General features: G+C 52.8%; 13 protein-coding genes and 1 riboswitch. Of the genes, 7 read left to right on the top strand and 6 right to left on the bottom strand.

Annotated features, from left to right (window positions below):
• Nucleotides 1-16: 16 nt before the first annotated feature.
• The 5 genes from ftsZ (at nucleotide 17) to METH11B_RS0116510 (ending at nucleotide 7354) form a co-directional block, all read left to right on the top strand.
• Complete coding sequence (ftsZ, locus tag METH11B_RS0116530; protein ID WP_020483770.1) at nucleotides 17-1177, top strand: cell division protein FtsZ; 1161 nt, start codon at nucleotides 17-19, stop codon at nucleotides 1175-1177.
• A gap of 108 nt (nucleotides 1178-1285) precedes the next feature.
• Nucleotides 1286-2212 carry a UDP-3-O-acyl-N-acetylglucosamine deacetylase gene (gene lpxC, locus METH11B_RS0116525; RefSeq protein ID WP_026602972.1) on the top strand — a complete coding sequence of 309 codons (927 nt, stop codon included), beginning with the start codon at nucleotides 1286-1288 and terminating at the stop codon, nucleotides 2210-2212.
• A 421-nt stretch (nucleotides 2213-2633) separates the two neighbouring features.
• Nucleotides 2634-2708: riboswitch (cyclic di-GMP riboswitch) on the top strand.
• A gap of 445 nt (nucleotides 2709-3153) precedes the next feature.
• Nucleotides 3154-3903, top strand: coding sequence for a VPLPA-CTERM sorting domain-containing protein (locus METH11B_RS0116520; RefSeq protein WP_026602971.1), 750 nt, complete (start codon nucleotides 3154-3156; stop codon nucleotides 3901-3903).
• A 195-nt stretch (nucleotides 3904-4098) separates the two neighbouring features.
• Nucleotides 4099-4935: a hypothetical protein gene (locus METH11B_RS29515; protein ID WP_026602970.1), complete on the top strand. Its 837-nt coding sequence runs from the start codon at nucleotides 4099-4101 to the stop codon at nucleotides 4933-4935.
• A gap of 217 nt (nucleotides 4936-5152) precedes the next feature.
• The gene (locus tag METH11B_RS0116510) at nucleotides 5153-7354 is read left to right on the top strand and encodes a cytochrome-c peroxidase (RefSeq protein WP_026602969.1); all 2202 of its coding nucleotides are present in this window, start codon (nucleotides 5153-5155) and stop codon (nucleotides 7352-7354) included.
• Between the two features lie 251 nt (nucleotides 7355-7605).
• Here METH11B_RS0116510 and METH11B_RS0116505 read toward each other — a convergent pair whose 3' ends face one another.
• Genes METH11B_RS0116505 through METH11B_RS0116490 form a run of 4 tightly spaced genes read right to left on the bottom strand, consistent with a single transcriptional unit; the run spans nucleotide 7606 to nucleotide 11553 of the window.
• A complete protein-coding gene (locus METH11B_RS0116505; RefSeq protein ID WP_026602968.1) occupies nucleotides 7606-8073 on the bottom strand; it encodes a DciA family protein in 468 nt (155 codons plus the stop codon).
• Entirely contained in the window at nucleotides 8070-9719 is a 1650-nt protein-coding gene (locus tag METH11B_RS0116500; RefSeq protein ID WP_026602967.1) for a hypothetical protein, read from the bottom strand. Before METH11B_RS0116500 ends, METH11B_RS0116505 begins: the two co-directional genes overlap by 4 nt.
• Before the next feature lie 25 nt (nucleotides 9720-9744).
• Nucleotides 9745-10110, bottom strand: a complete 366-nt coding sequence (locus METH11B_RS0116495; RefSeq protein WP_026602966.1) for a membrane protein — start codon at nucleotides 10108-10110, stop codon at nucleotides 9745-9747.
• Nucleotides 10111-10113: 3 nt separating this feature from the next.
• Nucleotides 10114-11553, bottom strand: a complete 1440-nt coding sequence (locus tag METH11B_RS0116490; RefSeq protein WP_026602965.1) for a UbiA family prenyltransferase — start codon at nucleotides 11551-11553, stop codon at nucleotides 10114-10116.
• Nucleotides 11554-11843: 290 nt separating this feature from the next.
• On the opposite strand from METH11B_RS0116490, the gene METH11B_RS26915 reads away from it, so the two are divergent.
• On the top strand, nucleotides 11844-12599 hold the full coding sequence (locus METH11B_RS26915) for a pentapeptide repeat-containing protein (protein WP_026602964.1): 756 nt from the start codon (nucleotides 11844-11846) through the stop codon (nucleotides 12597-12599).
• A gap of 13 nt (nucleotides 12600-12612) precedes the next feature.
• Entirely contained in the window at nucleotides 12613-14007 is a 1395-nt protein-coding gene (locus METH11B_RS0116480) for an amino acid permease (RefSeq protein WP_026602963.1), read from the top strand.
• 625 nt (nucleotides 14008-14632) lie between these two features.
• Here METH11B_RS0116480 and METH11B_RS0116475 read toward each other — a convergent pair.
• Together METH11B_RS0116475 and METH11B_RS0116470 are read right to left on the bottom strand one after the other, a co-directional pair.
• Nucleotides 14633-15952, bottom strand: coding sequence for a UDP-glucose dehydrogenase family protein (locus tag METH11B_RS0116475; RefSeq protein ID WP_026602962.1), 1320 nt, complete (start codon nucleotides 15950-15952; stop codon nucleotides 14633-14635).
• Nucleotides 15953-15968: 16 nt separating this feature from the next.
• Nucleotides 15969-16835: an NAD(P)-dependent oxidoreductase gene (locus METH11B_RS0116470; RefSeq protein ID WP_026602961.1), complete on the bottom strand. Its 867-nt coding sequence runs from the start codon at nucleotides 16833-16835 to the stop codon at nucleotides 15969-15971.
• Nucleotides 16836-16930 lie beyond the last annotated feature (95 nt).

Below are 16930 nucleotides of genomic sequence, written 5' to 3'. Positions count from 1 at the left end.
TCTGGAGGGTGTGAAAATGAAATATGAATTATTGGATAGTAGCGGCACCGCGGTTATCAAGGTCATCGGCGTCGGTGGTGGTGGTGGCAACGCGGTTAATCACATGGTGGAAGATGGTATCGACGGCGTGCAATTTATCTGTGCCAACACCGATGCCCAAGCCCTGCGGGAAATGAGCGTAGAGTCCATTGTGCAACTGGGTGTAGAACTAACCAAGGGCCTGGGAGCAGGCACTCGTCCTGAAGTAGGCAGAGCCGCAGCGGAAGAAAATCGCGACCGCATCCGCGAAGTAATTGCTGGCGCCGACATGGTATTCCTGACTGCCGGCATGGGCGGCGGTACCGGTACTGGTGCTATCGCGGTATTTGCCGAAGTAGCCAAAGAACTGGGCGTACTGACCGTAGCCGTCGTATCCAAACCTTTTGATTTTGAAGGTTCCAAGAAAAAAGGCGTGGCCGATGCCGGCTTGCGCGAACTGGAAAAACTGGTCGATTCATTGATCATCATTCCAAACCAAAAATTGCTGCCGACTTTGGGCAACAATAAATCGCTGGTGGAAGCGTTCCGAGCGGCTAACGACGTATTGCGCGATGCGGTGCAAGGTATTACCGAGCTGATTACTCACCCAGGCCTGATGAACGTCGACTTCGCCGACGTCAAAACCGTGATGTCCAATATGGGCAGCGCGATCATGGGTACTGGCGTCGCCAGCGGCGAAAACCGCGCGCGTTTGGCAGCAGAAAAAGCCATTGCCTGCCCTTTGTTGGACGACAACAATCTGCAAGGCGCACGCGGTATTTTGGTGAACGTTACCTCCAACGGCGACTTGGGCTTGAACGAGTTCGACGAAATCGGCAGCATCATGCATGCATTCGCTTCCGAAGACGCCGACATGAAAATCGGTATGGCGGTCAATCCAGCCATGGGTCAGGAAATTAAGGTCACCGTCGTCGCCACCGGCATGGGCGAAAAAGCCAAGCAAGCCGCTTCGCCAATCAGCTTGGTGAAAAAAGTCGCGGCCGGCGAGATCAATTACGATCAATTGGACAAACCGACCATCGTCCGCCAGCAAAAACAGGAATCGGCTCGGGAATCTCGCTTTGGCGCGCAACCTAGAAACGATGTGGACCTGGATTACTTGGACGTACCGGCCTTCTTGAGACGCCAAGCAGACTAAGGGTCGCTTGCGGCACGTCTATGAGGCAGCTGAGCCAAGTTCGGGGGGAGCTATCGCATAATCTGTGATAGACTCCCCGACTTTGTTTTACCTATTTGTCGGCATTTCATGATTAAACAGCGTACTTTAAAAAACACCATCAGAGCCACCGGCGTCGGTTTGCATACCGGCGATAAGGTCTATCTGACCCTGCACCCCTCCGAGCCCGATACCGGCATCCGTTTTCGCCGCGTGGATTTGGAAACGCCGGTGATGATAGCCGCGCGCCCAGAAAATGTTGGCGAAACCAAGCTGTCCACGACTTTGGTCCGCGACGGCGTTAAGGTGTCCACCGTCGAACATTTGCTGTCGGCTTTGGCCGGCTTGGGCATAGACAACGCGATTGTCGATGTCAGCGCCGCCGAAGTACCGATTATGGATGGCAGCGCCGGACCATTTGTGTTTCTGTTGCAATCGGCTGGCGTGGTCGAGCAGGATGTCCCCAAGCAATACATCCGCATCAAACGGGCAATCCGCGTGGAAGACGGCGATAAATGGGCCGCGTTCGAACCGTTCGATGGCTTTAAAGTCACCTTTACCATCGATTTCGAACATCCGGCGTTTTCCGAACATCTAAAAACCGCTGTGATGGACTTTTCTTCGACTACGTTTGTGAAGGAAGTCAGCCGGGCCCGCACTTTCGGTTTTATGAAGGACATCGAGTTTTTGCGTGAAAACAATCTGGCGCTGGGCGGCAGCCTGGATAACGCCATCGTGGTGGACGACGACAAAGTATTGAACGAAGACGGTCTGCGTTATGCCGACGAATTTGTGAAACACAAAATCCTCGATGCCATCGGCGACTTATATTTGCTGGGCTACAGCCTGATCGGCGAATATCAAGGCTTCAAATCCGGCCACGCGCTGAACAACAAGTTGTTGCTAAGTCTAATGAACGACAAAGACGCCTGGGAAATGGTGACTTTCGAAAATGCCGAAGAAGCACCCATATCCTTCATGCATTCCGCGCAAACTTCGGCTAGAGCTACCGGCTAAGACCAACCCCGCCAAATACCCGGAATAAACGGCGGAGGCCCAAGCCTCCCCGTCCCTTCCAGCCAATTTTTAAAGAATTTTCCAGCTAATATTGCCCTAAATGAGTAGCCATGGCCCTTTCAGAAATGGCCGACTCTCTAGGCTGGCTCTAATTCATCTGCTCATCCCGATGGCAAAGTCTATCCCTGCAAAAAGTAAGGGATATAACTCAAAATACGTGAAATAACTCATCCCCTAGTATTAAAGCCAGCTGGAGCCCCGGAAAACAGCCACGCTTATTGCAGCCCCACCATCTCAAAGCAAACCATTTATCCCCTTGTTTTATATATAAATATTCATACAAAAAAGCTGACCACCCACACTTAGCGTTATTCTGGCGCATATTTTGCTTAGCTATTAATGCTGCACCCTCTGGGCGCAGCCAACAAGTCGCCACACTCGTCGCAAGGCGGGGCCGGAAAGCTGCGGATCTGATTCAGATAGTCGAGCTACCTCTTTTGAGCAGGCAAGAGAAGGGATTAGCGGGTCGATATGGAAACGACGACAACTATCCCCTAGCAGTCGCTCACTGGTCAGGAATAGTTTGTTATATCACCTGATTGGTCTGAACCCATTGTTTAACACACTGTGCAAACTAGCCCGGTATTTCAAACTCTTTGGACTGCTTCTCTCGCAAACATAGCGCGGCATGATCAATCCGGGAATATTGAAATACTTAGTGGTTTTAAGACCGTTCAAATTGCGCGGGAAGCCGTTGGTCAAACGGCCAGCCCTAGGCCCTTACCGTACGAACAGGATCGAACAGTAAGAGCCTGGCATCGCGGCAGCGGGCACATGTGCGTTAGACAACAACTCGTAAAGGGAAATACGAAACCTTGAATGTCGCCGGTAGAGACTACCGGTAAAAATCTACGTCTTACTCTATTTAAAGGAATTGAATTATGTCTGTTAACACTAGAAATGCCCAAACCTTAAAAAAGGTGGCTGCAACACTTGCCATTTCACTTTTAGGCCTAAGCAGCGCACAGGCCGAGGTCGTAAACGGAACCATCTATAAGACCGTCGACCCGGTTCACGGCGCCGGTACCACAATCGATTTCTATTCGTTTTCGTTGTCATCGGCTGCCAATGTTGTCATCGATGTGCTGGCGAATGAAGGCTACGCAGCGGGCTGGGGCGCACATCCCGGCGCCTATGTCGATATCAACGGCGACGGCGAACTAACCCTGGCGGATAGCCAATTCCGCATTTTTCAGGATACGGTCTCACTCACTACGGAAATAGTCAGCGGCGACGACAGTCCAGCCTACACCATACCTGGCAATACCGGCGGATGGGCCGACGGCAGCTTGTTGAGCCGAGACTCCTATCTGGCGACTGCTTTGGACGTAGGCAATTACATTATTGCTTTTGGAGATTACTCTCTCACCATTGAAGAAGCCGTGCTGGGTTTCAATAAGGGCGACACGATTACCGGTGCAACTGGCCTCAACCCTGTAACTGGCACCACAGGTCAGGATCATTTTGACTATCAAATAACCCTTACCGCTAACGACTACGTCACTGGAGCCAACCTGCCTTTAACCATAACTGCACAGGGCGTTAGCGCAGTACCGGTGCCAGGGGCCGTTTGGTTGTTTGGTTCTGCGTTAGCGGGATTAGGCGTATTCGGCAAACGCCGCACCGCATAAACCACAGGGAGTAAGAGCGAGTAGGTAAACCGACATCAGCTATCGACTTACCCCTCGCAATGCATATTAAAACTTTGGAATCGTCCACTTTTGGCTGCCAGGCCCGAAACACCTCAGACGAATCCAGATTAAACAGCAACTTAAATCTACCACAATCGTAAACCGCGATGTGGTGGATATTGGAGACACTCAAAAATGAACATCGATTTACAAAACATTTTCAAAATCACCCTATCTTCCGCTGCCTTATCCTTTGCCTTCGCTCAACCCGCCGCGGCGGCTTGGACAGGTGCCGATAACACCCTTGAGTTGGGCACTAGCATCTCAAACCCCAGTTTCAATTCCAGCAATCTGGGCTTCGCGGGCAATCCGGCTCTGTCCAACGATGGCTGGGGCATGCAAGGCGCATTTACCAACTTCTATCTAAGCTCATCAGCCCAATCCGTGACCGTAGACGCGCGCTCATCCGCTGCAAACTTTCCGGCGTTTTCAATCTTCAGAACCAATGTGGCTTATTCGGGCGAAACGGTCGGCGTCGATACACCGGCAGAGCTAACCGGCCAAATCCATAAATTCAACTCGGTCGGCCAAGCCGGAGATCCAGGCATCATCTGGGCAACAGGCGCTGACGGCATTGTCGAAACGCTGGGCTACGTCAGTTCCTCCAGCAAAAACTACGTTAACTCGTTCGGCGACGTCATCGACTCCGGTGCACACGATGTCAGTATCGACGACCTCTATGAAACCGGCGTATCCGGCTCGACAGGTGTCACCGGTAACCCTGCGTTTGCCAACACCAAAAGATACGCTACCTTGACGCTGAACGATTTGCAGGCCGGCTGGTATGCAGTGTTCGTCGGCGGCGCAGACGTCCTCGGCTCCAGCGCCGGTATCTCCTTGAACATTTCCGCGTCGGCGGCCGCCTCTACATACACCCCACCTGCCGCGGTACCCGTGCCTTCGGCTGTTTGGTTGTTCGGTAGCGCGCTGGCCGGCTTTTTGGGCATAGGCCGAGGCAAACGCAACGCTTAAGCGTTAACCAACACACAAGGAAGCGCTTAAACCCAAAAGACTTAAGCCTGTGTTCGTGTAAATACGGAATTTGGCGAGAGACTTCGCTAAAGGAATAAGGATGGCCGATAAATTACTTGCTGTGGTTTATCGGCCTTTTTTCGTTCACGCCCGCCCGTTGTAAGCGGTTTGGGCAGTATTTTTTCGCCACTTAACCATTTCTCAGTGGAGTTTCACCATGACATTGTTTCGTCATAGCCTATTAGCGATTGTCTTAGCCGGAACTGCGCTGCTCAGTTTCAATGCAGCCGCGTTCGAATTGGCGCTAGGGCCGATGCCGATAAGCCTGAAGCATTTGCCCGTTCCGCCCGTCCCTGGATTATTGGACGGCCCGGACCCTATTGTCGTCAACAAGAATGCCGCGATTGTCTTGGGCAAGGCGCTATTCTGGGATACTAACGTTGGCAGCGACGGCATGGCCTGCGCATCTTGCCACTTTCACGCCGGCGCCGACGGCAGGGTAAAAAATCAGCTTGCACCGGGCGGCCAATCCAGCCCTTTAAGCAACCAAGAATTCAGCAATGCCATGACTGGTGCGTCGTTGGGACCGAATCATACCCTCAGCGCCGGCGACTTCCCGTTACATCAACGAGAAGACCCACTACAGGAACATTCCACGATCCTCTACGACACCGACAATGTAGTCGGTTCGTCCGGTACTTTCGGCGGGGATTTCAGAGCAGTAGACCGCTACACCGCCCCTAACGACTCGTGCAGCCGCAGCGCCGATAGTCTATTTCATGCCGGCGCCGTCGGCACCCGCAAAGTGACGTCGCGCAACGCGCCCAGCGTCATCAATGCGGTGTTTAATCATCGCAATTTTTGGGACGGTCGCGCCAACAATGTGTTTAACGGCAGCAGCCCCTGGGGCGACCGCGATCCCAACGCCGGCGTCTGGGTAAAACAGAACGCCACGACGCTCAGCAAACAACGCCTGCATTTGCTCAATTCCTCGTTGGCGTCATTAGCGGTAGCTCCACCGCAAAACACCACCGAGATGGCCTGCCGCAACCGGACCTTGATGGAGCTCGGCAGAAAACTGCTGTTACGCCGCCCTTTGCAAAACCAGAAAGTGCATCCTGAAGATAGTGTATTAGGACCTTACAGCCTGAATACGAAACCAGGCATGAACACCATGTATAAGCTGCTGGTCATGCAGGCATTCAATCCCAAATACTGGTCGTTCAACGGTAGCACGCCAATTCCGGTACCCAAAGGGTTGGCGCCATACAATCAGACCGAAGCCAACTTTGGGATGTTTTTTGGTCTGGCCATCCAACTGTATGAAAGCACATTGATTTCGGATGAATCGCCCTTCGACAACAGCGCCCGCGACGCCGGCAATCAACCCATAGAGCTAAGCGCTTCGGAGTTGAACGGCTTGAAACAATTCAGAAAAAATCAATGCGCACTCTGCCATCTGGGCCCCAACTTCAGCGCCGCATCGATCAACGCCAACGCAGCCATTGCTAAAACCCATCCAGAAGCATTTGGCGAGCCGGCCTTCTACATCAGCGCATCAACCAATGTGGTGAATCGCATCCCCTTGTTTATCCAAAACGCGCCAGTCACGGCGTTTTTCGATACCGGCTTCTCCTCCACCGGGGTAACCGAGGCAGCCGCTGATATTGGCGTGGGCGGCATCGACGACTTCGGCAACCCGTTATCGTTCAGCCGGCAATATTTACAGTATCTGGCGGGGAATAGCGCCGGCGTGCTGGAAGAGGATGTCGAGAAAGTCCGCGCCTGCGATTTTCAGGAGGCGCTTGCCCTAAATCTGAAGCTGCCTTATTCACTGCCGAGTTTGTTTGCGATTACCGACGGCATAAGACCCCAGCCGCAAAGTACGGAAAACTGTTTTCTACCGGCCAGCAATGCCTTTTTGCCCACCACAGCTGCCGCTTTAGCGGAGTTGAACAAGCCCAACAGCAAGAAAATGGTTGCCGCCGTCGATTCGACATTTAAAATACCGTCGCTACGAAATATCGAGTTAACCGGACCGTACATGCACAACGGCAGCATGGCCACGCTGGAACAAGCGATAGAGTTTTATTCGCGAGGCGGGAACTTCGCCTACGACAGCAAGCAAGTTACTCGGGTGTTTCCGCAGCCCAATTTACAACTGGATGCACAAAACCGAGCCGACCTGATCGCCTTCCTGAAGACCCTGACGGATGACAGAGTCCGGTACGAAAAAGCGCCCTTCGATCATCCTGAAATCAAAATACCTCATGGTCACGTGGGCACTGAGCAGGCAGTAAGCGGTGGCAATCCGCTGGCCAGCGTTCTCGCTAAAGATCAATTCCTGACCATTGAAGCGGTTGGCGCGCAAGGCAACTCATCGCCGATACGGCCTTTCGAAGAATATTTGGCACCATAGCGGGCTTAAACTTCAATCCACAGTCACCGGCTTTGGCCGGTGACTTCTGAAAACGGCGAGATTAAAATCATCGGGGTCTTTATCTCAAAACGCTAGGCTGCAAGTGCAGCCCCTGACTACTAGCCGCAATCAATCCCTCAGAGCGCTCATTCTGAGCTTATTCCAGTTTGATAGTAGATCCGACAACTGCGGCCAAAGCAGCCGTATGTTTTTTAGGGTGATCGCCCATATCTACGAAGCAAGCTGACTACCTACCTGCCTTCCATCAATCGCTTGTTAAGTGTCGCCCCTAAGCGCGCCAGAGCTGCGCCCAACACGTCTAGCTCATCGCCTCGCTGCGCTTGATCGCAAATCAAACCGATATTTTCAACCGACGGTAAACACGGCACGCGTTTCGGCTGAACCGGCTCGGCTATCGGCGGAACGATGCGCACTTGCAATCGGACAATATAGGGATGCCCTGCGCCATGCAACTTGTCTAAAATCGCTCGATTGAAAAACCGTATTTGCGATGCCCAGCTGGCCGAATCGCAGTACAACAGCAGCTGCGAACCGGAGGCCACGCAATGTACGGCGTGCGGGGCAATATCAGCCGGTAACGCCGTTCTAACAATAGCAAGCAAGGCTTGTTGCTTGGTAATTTGCGCCAAACACAGATTCAGCTGCTTGTTGTCAAAATCCAGCGCAGTTTTAAATGCATTTTTGCGATAGCGAGTCATAGCGCATCCATTTGCTGGATGCCGACTTTTGAATATTCCAGAATCAGGCCCTGTTGATCATTTTTAATAATTTGCCAGCCTTTTGCCGCTACTTGCCGCTCATCAACGGCTGACAAAGGCAAATTTTCAGGCCCCACACCGAATCGGCCCGGAAATAAACCGACGCGTATTGGTCTGCTGCCAGCTTGCTGTTTTATATCGCTGACAGCATCGAGCACTGAAACATACCCATCGCCGGCGGACATGAATGCTCGCATTTCATCGCCCTTTGCCCCAGCCGTAATTGCCTCAATCTGGCGGACTCGTGCGCCGCACTCTATCCGAAATACATGCGCCCAATTAGACACCAAGTAAGTGTCTGCCTGATTGCCGCACAAATAGGCTTTTCCCGTTGAAAATGCCTTCGCCAATTTCGGGTATTCGTTATCGCTATTGCGGAAACTCTCCGAATTGACCGCATAGTTAACATGGAAAAACACCAAGCAGACAGAAATCGCCAACTTGGCCTTCTTCCAGCCATTAAGATGAAGAACGGGCTTCTTGCCATAATCTGCCATCAGCGCAAACATTCCAGCCAATAAAAAGGGGGAATATTGCAGGGTGTGGCGAAGATTAATCAGTTCCCCCCATTGATAGCGGGTACGGGCGGCGACGACCACACAGGATCCCATAGCCAGATAAATCGTTGAAATAGCGAAGGCTTTTTTGCCGGAAGTCGGTAGATTGGACCAGCGGTATTTATAAACCGCGTAGGCAGCGGCGATAATTACCCCCCCGAAACCCAGTAAACCCGGTAGCGACCAAGCCACATAACGGGCACATTCGCTGCAAGCCGTTCCATCCTTTAGCAAAGCCTCGATATAAGTGCGCAGATTCTCGACAAAACCTATCGTGCTTGGCCCCATCAAATACGGATTCGGCGAGCCGAATATCACTATATTTCTGAGTAACAGCGGCGCTACAATCACGGCCATACCGAACATCGTCGCGACAGCCTGTAGCAAAACAGCGCGCCGTTCCCCCGCAGCGCCGCTTAACCAGCCATAACAAAAATATAAAACAATGGTGACCAACAATGCTAAATGGGCATTTCTGATCGCATAAGCCACACCCGCGAGCAAACCGGCGAAGATAAAGCCGGAGATAGACCGCGAATTCAGCATCAAACCAATCACAGCCACCGCTAACCATAAACCGAATACATCGGTCAGCCCCATCAGCGAATGCTTGAGCACACCCGGCGATAACGCAGCCAGTCCGGCCAACAGCAAGGAGAGGATGGGACCTATGCTACGGCGAAAACTAAAGAACAATAGCCAAGGCAGCGTGATCGCGGAAAAATGCGCCAGACCTATAGCCGCATCTTTCGCATCGATACCAAAACTGGAAACGGCCGCCAACACCACGGCAAAGCCGATGGGAAACAAGCGATTCTCGATCTGATCCTGGTCGCCCGGCGCCAAGCCATACGGGGTAATCAGCAAGCTGCCGGAATCGAGAAAGTTTCTGGCTTGTTCGATATAACTGGCGCTATCCGGCGTAAACGGAAAACTCGGCGACCTGTAGTGCAAATGCACCATCACCAGTAGCGATATCGCCGACAGAATGAATAATTGATGTAACAGTGCTCTAAGTTGCCAAGTCATACTTGTTAAATATCTCGGAACAGAATTAGGAATTGGCCACCAACCAAACGCCCTCGCAAATCAACAAAATGCCCAAGACGCGGAAAGCGGTGACAGTCTCGCCGAGCAGCATCCCGATCAGCACGGTTAACGCAAAGCCCAAGCCTACTAAGGGATAGGCTTTACTGACATCCCATGATGCCAACACCTTCAACCAAACTATGGCGCCGACGCCGTACAAGGTAAAACCAGCAAACACAAATTTGTTGGTAAATACGATCCAGGGCAGACGCGGCGTCAGCGGCCCGGCCATGGCCTGTTTGACATCCAAACTGGACATACCGAGTTTCAACATGAATTGCGCGGCAACAGACAGCACGATGCTAAAAATGGCGATCAGTAGAATTTGCATGAGTTATTCCCAAGGTAAAAAATGAGCGGCAAGCGTAGCGAATAGCATCAACAGAACTGTCATCCGGCTACCGAAATCGCGAACCGCAAACACCAGCGGGTCATCGTGCATTTCCCCGCGAGCGGTTTTAATCCACAGGCGCGCCAACCAGTAAATCAGGCCTATCGCGACCAACCACAATAGTTGCGGATTTAAGTAACGCGCCTGCGTGTCTGCCGAGGTAATAAACAAACCAAACACCACCACCGCGCACAATGCGGAACTGACGCCCAAGGGCCAAAGCACTACCAGATCCACCGCCCGGTAATCTCGACCGTGCGTGCTTTCTCGCCCCTTTTGTTGTAAGGCCACGAGCTCGGAACAACGCTTGACTAAAGCCAGACTGAAAAAGATAAACACCGAAAACGCCAACAACCAGGAACTGGTCGCTACCGCCGCAGCCACGGAACCGGCAATAATCCTGAGTGTATAAAGCAACGAAAGCACCATCACGTCAATCAATACATAGGATTTCAACAGCCATGTGTAAGTAGTGGTGACGAATAAATACAGCAGCAGCATGCCCAAAAAAGCCTGCGATACGGTCAGAGCTAAAACCAGGCCGATCAGCAATAGTCCACAAGCGGCTGCCAGGCCTTTCAGAATGGGCAATTCGGCGCTGGCAAACGGTCTGAATTTCTTGCGTGGATGGTTGCGGTCGCTGTCCAGATCCCACAAATCGTTACCCATATACGTGGCGGAAGCGGCCAAGGAAAACCCGAAAAAGCCCAGCACAACAGTGCCTAGCTTATCCAAATCGTCAAACGAAAAGGCCGTTAACAGCGGTACGAATATCAATAGATTCTTCATCCATTGATGCACCCGCAACGCCCGCAGCCACAAGCGGAGTTGATTGACGCCGGAAGTAAACTCCTGTTCTATCCGGGTATTTGTCCGCACAGTTTTAGCGACGGACTTTGAGGTATTGACCAGTATCGCCGCCTGCGCAGCCTGCCAAATCGGCAAATCGGCCTTGCTGTCGCCCGCATAGACAAAATTAGGCCCCACAGCCTCGCGGATGGCCTCCAGCTTGTTGACGCCTTTTAGGTTATGGTTTTCATCGCTACCTAACACCTTATCGAACAAATCCAGATGCTTGGCAACCGCATCGGCAATATCGGTATGCGCTGCGGTAGCCAGCACCAACTGTCTGCCCCGGCGCTTTTCCGCGCGCAAATACTCCAGCAAATCAGTCCGATAAGGCAAACTCTCGACATCAAGAGACGATGCTTGCGCTACGCGGGTTTTAAAAACTGCCCGCCCCTTCATTAACCAAAACGGCAATTTGAATATAGCGTGCGGCTGCCGTTTGCAGACCTGTAATACCGATTCGACCAGGGTATCGGTGGGCGTCAGCGTGCCATCCAAATCAACGACAAGCGCGGCTAGCGAAGTTTCTGTCATGTTATTTTTCTATAAGGCAATTAATGCAACGCTGAAAAGTCGAAAACACCTGGGCTATCAAACACATTGTAATGTAACAGCAATTCCGCAAGCTACGTTTAACTGGGCCGGCATCACAATGCAAAGCCATTCCCCCTGCCAGGTTCCGCATAATCCCGATAAAAACCCAAGGACAATCCCCGCCGCATTTTTCTCGTTGAGTCTGTCTGTGACCCTGTTACTATCAACGAAAATACGGTCCTGAGCAGCGGATTATCCGAATCAACAATGACAATATTGCGGAGGTTTTAATGACAAACTTATCGATCAAAACAGTAGTAACGCTATTTCTGGCTAGTCAAAGCATAGCCTATGCCGCCGATCTCACCCGCGCCCAAGTCGAGCAAATGCTGGCCAAAGCGGACAAACAACATCCCGCCGACCTGCGTCGTAAGGATTTGACCGACCTGGACTTGTCCAATCTGGATTTTCGCAACGCTGATTTATGGGGCGCCGATTTACGGCGTTCCAATCTGAATAAAAGTAACCTGCAAGGCCTGACCTTGGATTTAACGGTGATGACCAATATCAAGCTCAGCGCCGCGAATCTAGCCAACACCAGCATCTTCGGCGTCAGCCTGATGCACGCCGACCTCAGCAACGCCGACATGAGCGGCAGCCGCGTGGTAGCAATCATGGACGGTGCCAATTTGAGCCACGCCAATCTCAGTAACGTGCAATGGGCGGCGGATATGAAAAACCAATCAATGGGCTTGATGCGCGCCAGCTTGAAAGGCGCCAATCTGACCGGCGCCAACCTCAGCAATGCCCAGCTCGGCCGAGCCATGTTGAAACACGCCAAACTGAATAACGCCAACTTGCAAAACGCCGACCTGTATTCCGCCGAGATGGATGGCGCAAATCTGACCGGAGCCAATCTGACCAATGCCAATTTCTCGCAAGCCAAATTGCACGATGCGATTTTCACCGAGGCGGTGACTACCGGCACCCGTTTTGACGGCGCCCAAAACCTGCCCGATTCAGTAAAGCCGGCCCCTTCCAAATAATCGAGACCACTTCATGCAAATCCCCAAGCAATTACTGCAACGTAAATCCGTCGAAGCCTTGACCGATGTTCAGCACGGCTTAAAGCAAACCCTCACCGCCAAGGATTTAACCATCCTGGGCATAGGCGCGGTGATCGGCGCCGGCATCTTCGTCCTGACCGGCATTGCCGCGGCCAAATACGCCGGCCCGGCCATCGTGGTGTCGTTCATTTTGGCCGGCATCGCCTGCGGCTTAGCGGCGATGTGTTACAGCGAACTGGCGGCGATGATTCCGGTATCGGGCAGTGCCTACAGCTATGCGTATGCGACGATGGGCGAACTGATGGCCTGGATCATCGGCTGGGATTTGATCCTGGAATATGCCCTGGCCAGCAGCACGGTGGCGATAGGCTGGGCCGGCTATCTCACCAGTTTTCTGGAAAATCTAGGGATACATTTACCCACCTATCTGACCACTGCTTATCTGGCCAATCCGGAGGCCGGCTTCATCAATTTGCCGGCCGTGACGATCATTTTATTACTGACCGGCTTGCTGGTGATCGGTATCCGCCAGTCGGCGATCTTCAATTTCGTCATGGTCTTGATCAAACTGTCGGTAATTGTAGTGTTCATTGTCGCCGGCTCAGGACATATCCAAACCGAAAACTGGGCGAATTTCACACCCTTTGGTTTCGGCGGCGTCTTGACCGGTGCCGGGGTAATTTTCTTTGCCTATATCGGCTTTGATGCGGTATCCACTGCCGCCCAGGAAGCCGTTAACCCTCAGCGTGACGTACCCATCGGCATTATCGCCTCGCTGGCCGTCTGCACCCTGCTCTACATACTGGTAGCCGGCGTGTTGACCGGCATCATCCCTTACACCGAATTGAACGTCCCGGCCCCCATTGCGCTGGCGGTCGATCATGTCGGCATGAACTGGCTGTCACCGATCATTAAAATCGCCGCCATCGCCGGCTTAACCTCGGTAATGCTGGTATTGCTGATGGGCCAAAGCCGCATATTCTTCTCGATGGCCAAGGATCAATTGTTGCCGCCATTGTTCGCGCAAGTCCACCCCAAGTTCCAAACTCCGCATTTATCCACCATCCTGGTCGGGGTGGCCGTGTCTTTGCTGGCCGGCTTCATGCCTATCGAAAAACTCGGCGAACTAGTCAGTATCGGTACTTTGTTTGCATTTGTGCTGGTGTGCGGCGGTGTTTGGATCCTGCGCAACAGCCACCCGGAAATGGAACGCCACTTCAAATGTCCGGCCGTGCCTTATGTGCCGATTGGCGGGATTTTGGTGTGTCTGAGTTTGATGGCGGGATTGCCGATTGATACTTGGATTAGGTTATTTGTTTGGTTGCTGATTGGGTTTTTGATTTATTTTGGGTATGGGGTGAAGCATAGTCAGCTTCGGTCTTCTTAGGTTTGTGTCGCTAGCGCGACGGCTATGTTGAAGTCGGGTCTCGGCCCGACGGCCGAGATACTTTCTTTTGCTCCGCTAAAAGAAAGTATCCAAAGAAAAGGCGGCGCGGCATTCGGGGGAAGAAACCACCCCGCAATTGCAGCTCAAACCAATCTATCTCGTTCTCTCACCCCGAGAGGGAACGAAGAATTTTATCCGCGTTGAACCTAGTTAGGCTGGTGACATATGCCAAGATTGCCTGCCATATTGCCTTTTCTACCTGGACTATCTCCGTACTTCGCCCTACAAAACTTCGTAAACAATAAGCTGCGGATTTGGGGCGGGGGGTCTCCCGTATGCCGCGCCGAGCACCGGAGCTTTTGGCGGGATCAGCCCGAAGGGGTGCGGCAGGGATGCCGCACGTTGACGAAGGGGCAGGAAGCCCCTTTCGTCACCCCCCGGCGAAAGCTTCGGAGCGCAGGGAACAAGCGGCATCCGGGCCGCCTTTTCTTTGGGTACTTTCTTTTGGCGGAGCAAAAGAAAGTATCGCGGTTGTCGGTCCGCGAACCGACATTAAATCAAGCCGTCGTGCCAGCGACACCAAAATCTCCTCACCCCAACCCTCTCCAGCAAGAGAGGGAGAGTATTACCGCCCGATCGCGTAATACTGCAACCCAAACTGCTTAACCAACCTCGGCTCATACATATTCCGCCCATCAAATATCACCTTGTCTTTCAACAAGCGGCTCAAGTCATCGAAATCCGGGCTGCGGAATTGTTTCCATTCGGTAACGATGATCAACGCATCCACATCGCTTAAGGTGTCTGCCTGTTTCGCGCAATACACCAATCCGGTTTTGTCGCCATAGATGCGCTGCGCTTCTTCCATCGCTTCCGGGTCGTAAGCGCGTACTGTCGCGCCGGCATCGATCAGGGCTTCCAGCAATACCCGGCTAGGGGCTTCGCGCATGTCGTCGGTGTTGGGTTTAAACGCCAGGCCCCACAAGGCAAAGGTTTTGCCTTTCACGCCGCTTGGGTAATGCGTGGAGACTTTTTCGAATAAGCGGTGCTTTTGCCGGTCGTTAACGTTTTCGACCGCGCTAAGCAGCTCGGCTTGATAGCCGTAATCTCGGGCGGTGCGTTCCAGGGCTTTGACATCTTTCGGAAAGCAGGAGCCACCGTAGCCGCAGCCCGGGTAAATAAAGCTGTAACCGATGCGGCTGTCGGAACCAATGCCATGGCGGACGTTTTCGATGTCGGCACCCAATCTTTCCGCCAAATTGGCCAGCTCGTTCATGAAGCTGATTTTGGTCGCCAGCATGGCGTTGGCGGCGTACTTGGTCAATTCTGCGGAACGTATGTCCATCGTGATAACTCGTTCGCGGCTGCGATTGAACGGCGCGTAAAGCGCTTTCAACAATTCGGCAGTTCTGGGGTTGTCGGTACCGATGATGATGCGGTCCGGTTTCATGAAATCGTCCAGCGCAGAGCCTTCTTTCAAAAACTCGGGATTGGAGACGACATCGAATTCCAACTCCTGGCTGCGCTCGGCCAAAACGTCCTTGATGGCCTGTTTAACTTTGTCAGCGGTGCCGACCGGCACGGTGGATTTATCGACGACGATTTTGTAATCGCTCATGTGTTCGGCGATGCTTTTCGCCACCGCCAACACGTATTTCAAATCGGCGGAGCCGTCTTCGTCCGGCGGCGTACCCACCGCAATAAACTGAAACAAACCGAAATCCACGGCTTCTTTGACGTCGGTGGTAAAGCTCAAACGGCCGGCAGCGACATTGTCCTTAACCATTTCATCCAAACCAGGCTCATAAATCGGAATGACACCTTGCTTAAGTTGGTCGATTTTGCGCTGGTCGACATCCATGCACAGCACTTGATTACCCACTTCGGCCAGACAGGCGCCCGTCACCAAACCTACATATCCACTGCCAAACACCGTAATTTTCATCGTTACACCTTGTAAACTAATTGGAAGTTCGTTTCTGTTTTAATCGATACAACGCGGAAATGTCCTCGTCGCCGTAACCTTTGGCCATCAGTTTGGCATAATCGGCCAGCGTAGTAATGGTTAGCGAGCAACCTACGCCGGCATGCTGAGCCATATGCTGAGCTATTTTTAAGTCTTTATGATGAAGCGCTAGTTTAAAACCCGGCGGGAATTGGTTTTGCGTCATGGTCTTGCCGCGATGCTGCAAGAACCAATTACCGGCCGCGCCACCGCTAACAACATCGATGACTTTTTCCATCGGTAATCCCTGAGCCTCGGCAAAGGCCAAGGCTTCCGTCACTGCCTGGTTAATCCCGGCGCACATGATTTGGTTCACCGCCTTGCAGGCTTGCCCGGCGCCGACACCACCCATATGCTCGATACGTGCGGTCATTGCCGCCAACACTGGGCGAACCCGTTCCAAAATTTGTGCGTCGCCGCCGACCATCATGGCCAACGTACCTTTGTTGGCGCCTTCCACGCCGCCGGATACGGGTGCATCCAGGAAGGCAGCCTGTTTTTCCGCTAGTTTTTGAGCCGCCACAGTCGCCGTCTCGCCGCTAACCGTGGACATATCCACCACCACGCAGCCGGGCCGGATAGTTTTGGCGATAGCATCCACCACCATCAACACGTCTTTATCGGCCGACACACAGATCAACACGACATCGACTTGACCAGCCAACTGTTCGATAGTCTCGCAAGCCTGGATTTGCAATTCCGCCGCTAACGTCTCGGCTTTACTAGCGGTCCGATTGTAAACCGTAGTCAAGCATCCTGCCTTGGCAAGGTTGCGCGCCATGCCCTGGCCCATTGCCCCCAATCCGATCAAGCCTACCCGCATGTCATAACCCCTTTAATGTTTTGGGAGCCATTATAGCGCCTTGGTCTGGCCCTGACAGACCGCACTGCGATTTACAAAACGCCACGCTGTCGCAG

Source organism: Methylomonas sp. 11b, assembly GCF_000515215.1.
Taxonomy (GTDB): Bacteria; Pseudomonadota; Gammaproteobacteria; order Methylococcales; family Methylomonadaceae; genus Methylomonas.
The sequence above is the reverse complement of the archived record's forward strand: the minus strand, read 5'-3'. Positions and strand labels throughout refer to the sequence as shown.